This window comes from Bacteroidota bacterium (genome assembly GCA_038746285.1).
GTDB lineage: Bacteria > Bacteroidota > Rhodothermia > Rhodothermales > JANQRZ01 > JANQRZ01.
In genome coordinates this window covers 20,711-27,148 of record JBCDKT010000053.1, presented here as the reverse complement: position 1 = coordinate 27,148, position 6,438 = coordinate 20,711, and the positions used below count along the sequence as shown (strand labels likewise).

General features: G+C 67.6%; 7 protein-coding genes. 6 read left to right on the top strand and 1 reads right to left on the bottom strand.

Features of this window, described 5'->3' with window-relative positions:
- The 5 genes from AAGI91_14565 to AAGI91_14545 form a co-directional block, all read left to right on the top strand.
- Positions 1 to 280: hypothetical protein (locus AAGI91_14565; protein ID MEM1043837.1), on the top strand; the 280-nt coding region annotated here is incomplete at its 5' end.
- A gap of 25 nt (positions 281 to 305) precedes the next feature.
- Positions 306 to 743, top strand: coding sequence for a hypothetical protein (locus AAGI91_14560; protein ID MEM1043836.1), 438 nt, complete (start codon positions 306 to 308; stop codon positions 741 to 743).
- A complete protein-coding gene (locus AAGI91_14555; GenBank protein ID MEM1043835.1) occupies positions 740 to 1,201 on the top strand; it encodes a DUF4174 domain-containing protein in 462 nt (153 codons plus the stop codon). The genes AAGI91_14560 and AAGI91_14555 overlap by 4 nt, the downstream gene beginning before the upstream one ends.
- A 125-nt stretch (positions 1,202 to 1,326) precedes the next feature.
- A complete protein-coding gene (locus AAGI91_14550) occupies positions 1,327 to 2,253 on the top strand; it encodes an alpha/beta hydrolase (protein ID MEM1043834.1) in 927 nt (308 codons plus the stop codon).
- 494 nt (positions 2,254 to 2,747) lie between these two features.
- Positions 2,748 to 3,038, top strand: a complete 291-nt coding sequence (locus AAGI91_14545) for a GIY-YIG nuclease family protein (protein MEM1043833.1) — start codon at positions 2,748 to 2,750, stop codon at positions 3,036 to 3,038.
- Between the two features lie 128 nt (positions 3,039 to 3,166).
- Here the strand turns inward: AAGI91_14545 and rnr are convergent, their stop codons facing one another.
- Positions 3,167 to 5,296, bottom strand: a complete 2,130-nt coding sequence (rnr, locus tag AAGI91_14540; protein MEM1043832.1) for a ribonuclease R — start codon at positions 5,294 to 5,296, stop codon at positions 3,167 to 3,169.
- A gap of 308 nt (positions 5,297 to 5,604) precedes the next feature.
- Here rnr and AAGI91_14535 point away from each other — a divergent pair, with 308 nt between their 5' ends.
- Positions 5,605 to 6,432, top strand: a complete 828-nt coding sequence (locus AAGI91_14535; protein ID MEM1043831.1) for an SDR family oxidoreductase — start codon at positions 5,605 to 5,607, stop codon at positions 6,430 to 6,432.
- Positions 6,433 to 6,438: the final 6 nt, after the last annotated feature.

Below are 6,438 nucleotides of genomic sequence, written 5' to 3'. Positions count from 1 at the left end.
GTGGGAGGAGTGGGAGGAGTGGGAGGAGTGGGAGGAGTGGGAGGAGTGGGAGGAGTGGGAGGAGTGGAAAGAAAAGCCGGGAAAATTACTGACCCCGTTGCGCTCCGCGCCAACGCTTTTCCTCCCCCTCCCGCCCGTTCTCCCCATTCCTCCCACTCCGCGCCGCAGGCGCATCCCACTCCGCGCCGCAGGCGCACGCCCATCCCGCACCGAAGGTAGCCTCCTCTCCCTCCGCGCGGAACGAGCGCTCTTGCAGAACCTCAGCCAGACACGCCGGTAGAGAAGAAACACCGACTCCTCTGCTTATGCTTCAGCGTGTGCTCGCCGCCTACCGCCACCGCCGCCGCGAGCGGCGCGTGCTCTCCGTCACGCTCGACGCCGCCCGCCTCCGCGCCGGGCGCGGGGCCGCCTACCTCGACGCCGCCGACCCCGGCTGGCAGGCCCGCCTCGACCCCGCTGTCCTAGAACTGAGCGACGGGTCCCACTGCGTCCTCGGCCAGCTCCACGGCGGGTTCCGGCAGGGCCTCTTCCGCGCCCGCATCCTCGACCTCTCCAGCGCGCCGCTCGCCAGCCTCTCGCCGGTCGACCTCGGCTTCCAGGCCCGGCGTGACCTCGGCGACGAAGTTGAGGCGCTCGACTACGCCTACCTCACGCGCGCGTGGCGCGCCGAGATCGACCGCCGCCGCGCGGCCGCACCGGCGGCCCCCAGCGCTGCCCAGGCCGCCGCTCCGGTCTCGGCGTGACGCGCCCGGCTGCCCTCGTCCTCCTCGCCTGCCTCGCCGCGCCCCCCGCCCTCGGCCAGCCCGCTTCGCCTGCCCCCATGTCGTTCGATCCTGCCGACCATCAGTGGGTCCACCGGGTCCTCTACGTCTTCGCTCCGACCGACGCGCACCCGCACTTCCTCGCCCAGCGCCAAACGGCGACCGGCTTCGACGAGGGCTTCCGCGAGCGCGACCTCCTCTTCGTCGCCGTGCTCGAAGAAGGAGAGAGCCTGGTGGACGGGCAGCACGCCATCGACGCGGCATCGGTCCGCGCGCTCAGGGAGCGGTACGAGGTCGCGCCCGGCACCTTCGCCGTCGTCCTGGTCGGGAAGGACGGCGCGGCGAAGCGGCGGAGCGCTGAGCCAGTGCCGCCCAGTGCGCTTTTCGGCCAGATCGACCAGATGCCGATGCGCCAGCGCGAGATGCGCGAGCGGCGCTGACGCTTCTCTCTCCGTTACATCAAGCGCCACAAAGCGCAGGGGCCGGACTCTGGTGTGAAGGAGGGCGACTGGCGCTGCTCGCTGATGGGGCGACGGCCCCTGCAAGGGGCAAGACTGCTGACCGGATGCGCTTTGTTTTTGCGGTTCTCTCTGCCCTGTCCACGAGTGGATGCTCGCTGATCTACAGCGCGGGCATCGGTCTGGTCTACGAAGGCCCCGAGCTTCCCGACGCCCAGGTCATCCACGACATTCGCTACCTCGACGGCTCGGACGATCCGAAGCACCGGCTCGACCTGTTCCTGCCAACGCCCGACAGCGTCCGCGCCGCGCCCTGGCCGACGGTGATCTTTGTCCACGGCGGTGGCTGGACCGAGGGCGACAAGGACCTGGCCTTCGGCGGGGTCGAGGTCTACGGCAACATCGGGCGCTACTTCGCCAGCCGGGGGATCGGAGCGGTGACGGTGAACTACCGGCTGCTGCCGGGCGTGGCATGGCTGGAACAGATCGAGGACGTGGCGGCGGCGGTCGAGTGGGTCGGCGGCCAGGTCGCGCTCTACGGCGGCGACCCCGGGGCGCTGTTCCTGATGGGCCACTCGGCCGGTGCCCAACTCGCTACCCACGTCGCCCTGGACCCCGCCGCGCTGCCCGAGACCCACGCCTTCGGGGTGTGCGGCGTCATCGCCGTCAGCGGCGCAGCCTACGACCTCACGGACGAAGAGACCTACGCGCTCAGCAACGACCCCGCCTACTACGCCCGCCGCTTCAACCCAGCGGGCACCGACCCCGACTGGCAGACCGACGCCTCGCCGGTCCGCTTCGCCTCGTCCGATGCGCCGCCGTTTCTAATTATCTACGCTGGCGGCGAGAGCCGAGCCTTGCAGCGTCAATCGCGGTTGCTTGATGCCGCGCTCACCGACGCAGGAGCCGAGGCAGACATTGTCATCGTCCCCGGCCAGAGCCACGAGCGGATCGTCCTCGCCCTCAGCCGCGACGACGAGACCGCGGGTCCGGGGATGCTGGGGTTCGCTCGTGGGTCGGAGTGCTTTGAGTAAACGCACGGTATCTTGGTTAGCCACTCTGCTTGTCTGGAGTAGGGTGGCAATTCAGATCAACAGTAGCTAGGCAGTTCTCACCTAGGCTGATGGAGAAGAAATCTCTCGTCGACTATTTGTTCACTGGCTTGGTCGCCGTCTTGATTTTTGCTCTCTCTTTCTTGGTAGCAAGCGTACCTGTAGCGGGAGGACTCTTGGCACCCCTTGCCGTCGCCGGGGTTGCGGGTATCGGACCACTTCGTTCGGTTCGATGGCGCCTTCTCCTCTCCATAGTAGGGATCGTGCTAGGCATCGTGGGGAGCCAACTGTTGTATCTCAACTCCACCGAGCAGACCTACAAGGAGGCCGATGCTATGACGCAGTTGTTATTCCGATGGGGGTGGTACGGAATTGCGGCCTCAATTGGGGTGGGACTTCTGATTGTGTGGCTTCGGAATTGGCGGCAACAGCGCGCCGCATAACTAGCACTTGTGGACCGGCGCCGGGCTTCAAGCATGGGAAGCTATTACGTCTACATCGTGTCCAACCGTCACCGGACTGTGTTCTACACCGGCATGACCAACAACCTCCAGCGTCGCGCTGTCGAGCATAAGAGCGGCACGGGCAGCCGGTTTACCTCGCAGTATCGTGTTTGCGACTTGCTCTACTTCGAGGAGCACCGCCAGGCAACCGACGCCATTGCACGCGAGAAAGAGATCAAGCGGTGGCGGCGCGAGAAGAAGCTGGCCCTGATCCGCACCCAGAACCCAGACCTCGTCGACCTCGCTGCCGATCTCAACTACTGACCATCCCTCATGTCATTTCGACGAACGTAGCGAGGAGAAATCTCCCAGCCCTATCACCTTGCAAGACTCTAGAGTGGGAGATTTCTCGCTTCGCTCGAAATGACAGGTGGTGAGGTTGTCGTCTGCTCTCACTCGGCGAAGGCGAGGTCGATCTTGCGGGTCTCGACGTTGGCGGCGGCGACCTGGACCTTGACGGGGTCGCCGAGGCGGATCGTCCGCCGGGTGTGGACGCCGACGAGGGTGTAGCTCCGCTCATCGTACTCGTAGTGGTCGTCGTCCATGTCGCGGACGTGGACGAGACCCTCGGCCAGGAGCCGTGTCATCTCGACGAAGACGCCGAACTTCGTCACGCCCGTCACGACGCCCTCGAACACATCGCCGACGTGCTGGCTGACGTACTCGACGACCTTCAGCTTGACCGACTCGCGCTCGGCCTCGACGGCCTGGCGCTCCTGCTGCGAGCAGTGGTCGCACGCCTCGTCGAGGGCGTCCTCGCCGACGCGCTCACCGCCCGCGCCGTAGTGCTTGAGGAGGCGGTGCGCGATCAGGTCGGGGTAGCGGCGGATGGGTGAGGTGAAGTGCGCGTAGTGGCCGAACCCCAGCCCGTAGTGCCCGATGTTCTGCGGCGAGTAGACCGCCTTCGCCATCGCCCGGAGCGCGGCGACCTGGACGACGGCCCCTTCGGGCGAGCCTTTGACGTGTTCGAGCAGTGCGTTGAGGTCCTTGCGGTCTACGCTGCCGTCGGGACCCGTCGGGAGTTGGTAGCCGAAGGCGCGGACGTAGTCGCGGAGGGCCTGGATTTTCTCGGCGTCGGGGCGGTCGTGGATCCGGTAGACGAACGGCTTGGCACCCTTACCCTTGCCGACGTGTTCGGCGACGGTCCGGTTGGCGAGCAGCATCAGCTCCTCGATCAGCCGGTTGGCCTCCATCCGCTCCTTGCGGACGATCTCGACCGGCACGCCCTGACCGTCGAGGACGATCTTGACCTCGGCCGTGTCGAAGTCGATCGAGCCTTGCCGCTTGCGCTTTCTGGTGAGCGTCCGGGCGAGCTTGGCAGCGAGGAGTACGTCGTCCTTGAGCGGGTGCTCCTGCGTCCCGCCGTCGATGATCGCCTGGGCCTCGTCGTAGGTGAAGCGCTGCTGGCTGTGGATGACAGTCTCGCGGACGGCGTAGCTCTTGACCGCACCGTGCGGCGAGACCTCCATGATGCACGAGTAGGCGAGCTTGTCCTCGCGGGGCCGGAGCGAGCAGACGCCGTTCGAGAGCTTTTCGGGGAGCATCGGGATGACGCGGTCGACGAGGTAGGTGCTCGTCGCGCGCTCGTAGGCCTCGGCATCGAGGAGCGTGCCCTGCTTGACGTAGTGGGCCACGTCGGCGATGTGGACGCCGAGGCTGTAGTGCCCGTTGTCGAGCCGCTCGATGTGGACGGCGTCGTCGAAGTCCTTGGCGTCGTCGGGATCGATCGTGAAGATGGCCTTGCCGCGTAGGTCGAGGCGGCGGGCGATCTCGGACGCCGGAACCTCGATGGGGATGTCCGCCGCTTCGTGCTCGACGGCCTCGGGGAAGTCGGACTTGATGCCCTGGCTGAGCGCGACCGCGAGGACGGCGACGCCGGGGTCACCGGCCTTGCCGAGCACCTCCAGGACCCGGCCCTCGGGTGACGCCTTCGGGTCGTCATAGGTCTCGATGGAAACAACGACTTTGTCGCCCTCGGTGGCGCCGTTGAAGTGCTCCTCGGCCACGTAGACGTCCTTCGTCAGCTTCTGGTCGTCGGGCTTGACGAAGGCGAAGTGGCCCATCCGGTCGAACGTCCCGACGGTCCGCGTGCGCCGGCGCTCCAGGACCTCGACGATCTCGGCCTCGCGGCGGTAGTCGCTCCGCTTGCCGCGCACCGAGGCCGCGAGCGCGACGCGGACGCGGTCGCCGTCGAGCGCTGTCTTGAGGCGCGTCGGGGGAACGTAGACGTCGTTAGCTTGGCCCTCGACGGTGACGAAGCCGTAGCCCTGCGGGTGCATCTGGAGGACGCCTTCTGCGCCGTGAACCTCGTGCTTGGGCCGGTGCTGGTAGCGCCCGCCCTTCGCCTTGCGGACGAGGCCCGCGTCGTCGAGTTCGGTGAGGACGCTGCGGAAGAGGTGGTAGCGCTTGTTGTCCTTGATGCCCAGCCGCTTGCTGATCTCTTTCGGGCGGAAGGTTTTTTTGCCGTTGTTGCGGAAGAGGTCGAGGATCTGTCGCTTGAGCTGGGCGCGGGTGTCGGGCATGGAGGGATGTCTGGGTAGGAAAGCGGGGGTACGGGGCTGCTCGCGGCGTGTTCGCCCTTCGCGAAGGGTTCGTGCGGGGGAGGAGTGGGAGGAGTGGGAGGAGTGGGAGGAGTGGGAGGAGTGGGAGGAGTGGGAGGAGTGGGAGGAGTGGAAAGAAAAGGCAGGAAAATTACTGAGACCGTTGTGCTCTGAACCAACGCCTGTCCTCTCCTTCCGCCCGTTCTCCCCATTCCTCCCACTCCGCGCCGCAGGCGCATCGCCATTCTCCCTACCTTCCACTCCCTCCACCCCGAACAACCCCTCCCCCCATGACCCTCCGAACCGTCAGCGTCCTCGGGTGCGGCTGGCTCGGCCTGCCCCTGGCCGAGCGCCTGGTGCAGCGCGGCCTCACCGTGCGCGGCAGCACGACCTCGCCCGGCAAACTCGACCGCCTCGCCGAGGCCGGCATCGTGCCCCACCGGATCGCTGTGACGGAGTCGGTCGAAGGAGAGGACCTCGCGGCGTTCTTCGGAGCCGACGTGCTCGTCGTCACCGTGCCGCCGTCGAAGGGAGGGGCGTCGTACCCGGCGGTCTTCCGCGCCATCCGGTCGGCCGCCGAAACGCACGGGACGGGGTGGGTGGTGATGATGAGTTCGACCTCGGTGTACCCCAACCTCGACCGCGTTGTGACGGAGGCTGACGCAGGCGCACGCGACGGGCTGCCGCTCCGCCGCGCCGGTGCGCCGATCCTGGAGGCCGAGCGCGTCCTCCAAGCCAGCGAGCAGTTCGACGCGACGGTGCTGCGCTTGGCCGGGCTCTACGGCGGCGACCGCCACCCGGCGCGCGTCCTCGCCGGCCGCACCGGCATCGCAGGCGGCGACGCCCCCGTCAACCTCGTCCACCGCGACGACGCGGTCGGGGCGGCACTCTTCGTGCTGGAGCGCGGCGTGCGCGGAGAGGCCGTCAACGTCTGCGCCGACGAGCACCCGGCGCGGCAGCACCTCTACCCGGCCGTCGCCCGCGCCCTCGGCCTCGACCCGCCCACGTTCGAGGACGGGATGGGCGACGGCTTCAAGGTCGTGTCGAACGAGAAGCTGCGCCGCCTCGGCTTCGCGTTTCACCGTCCCGACCCGATGGAGGCCGCCGAGACAGCCTGAAGCGGC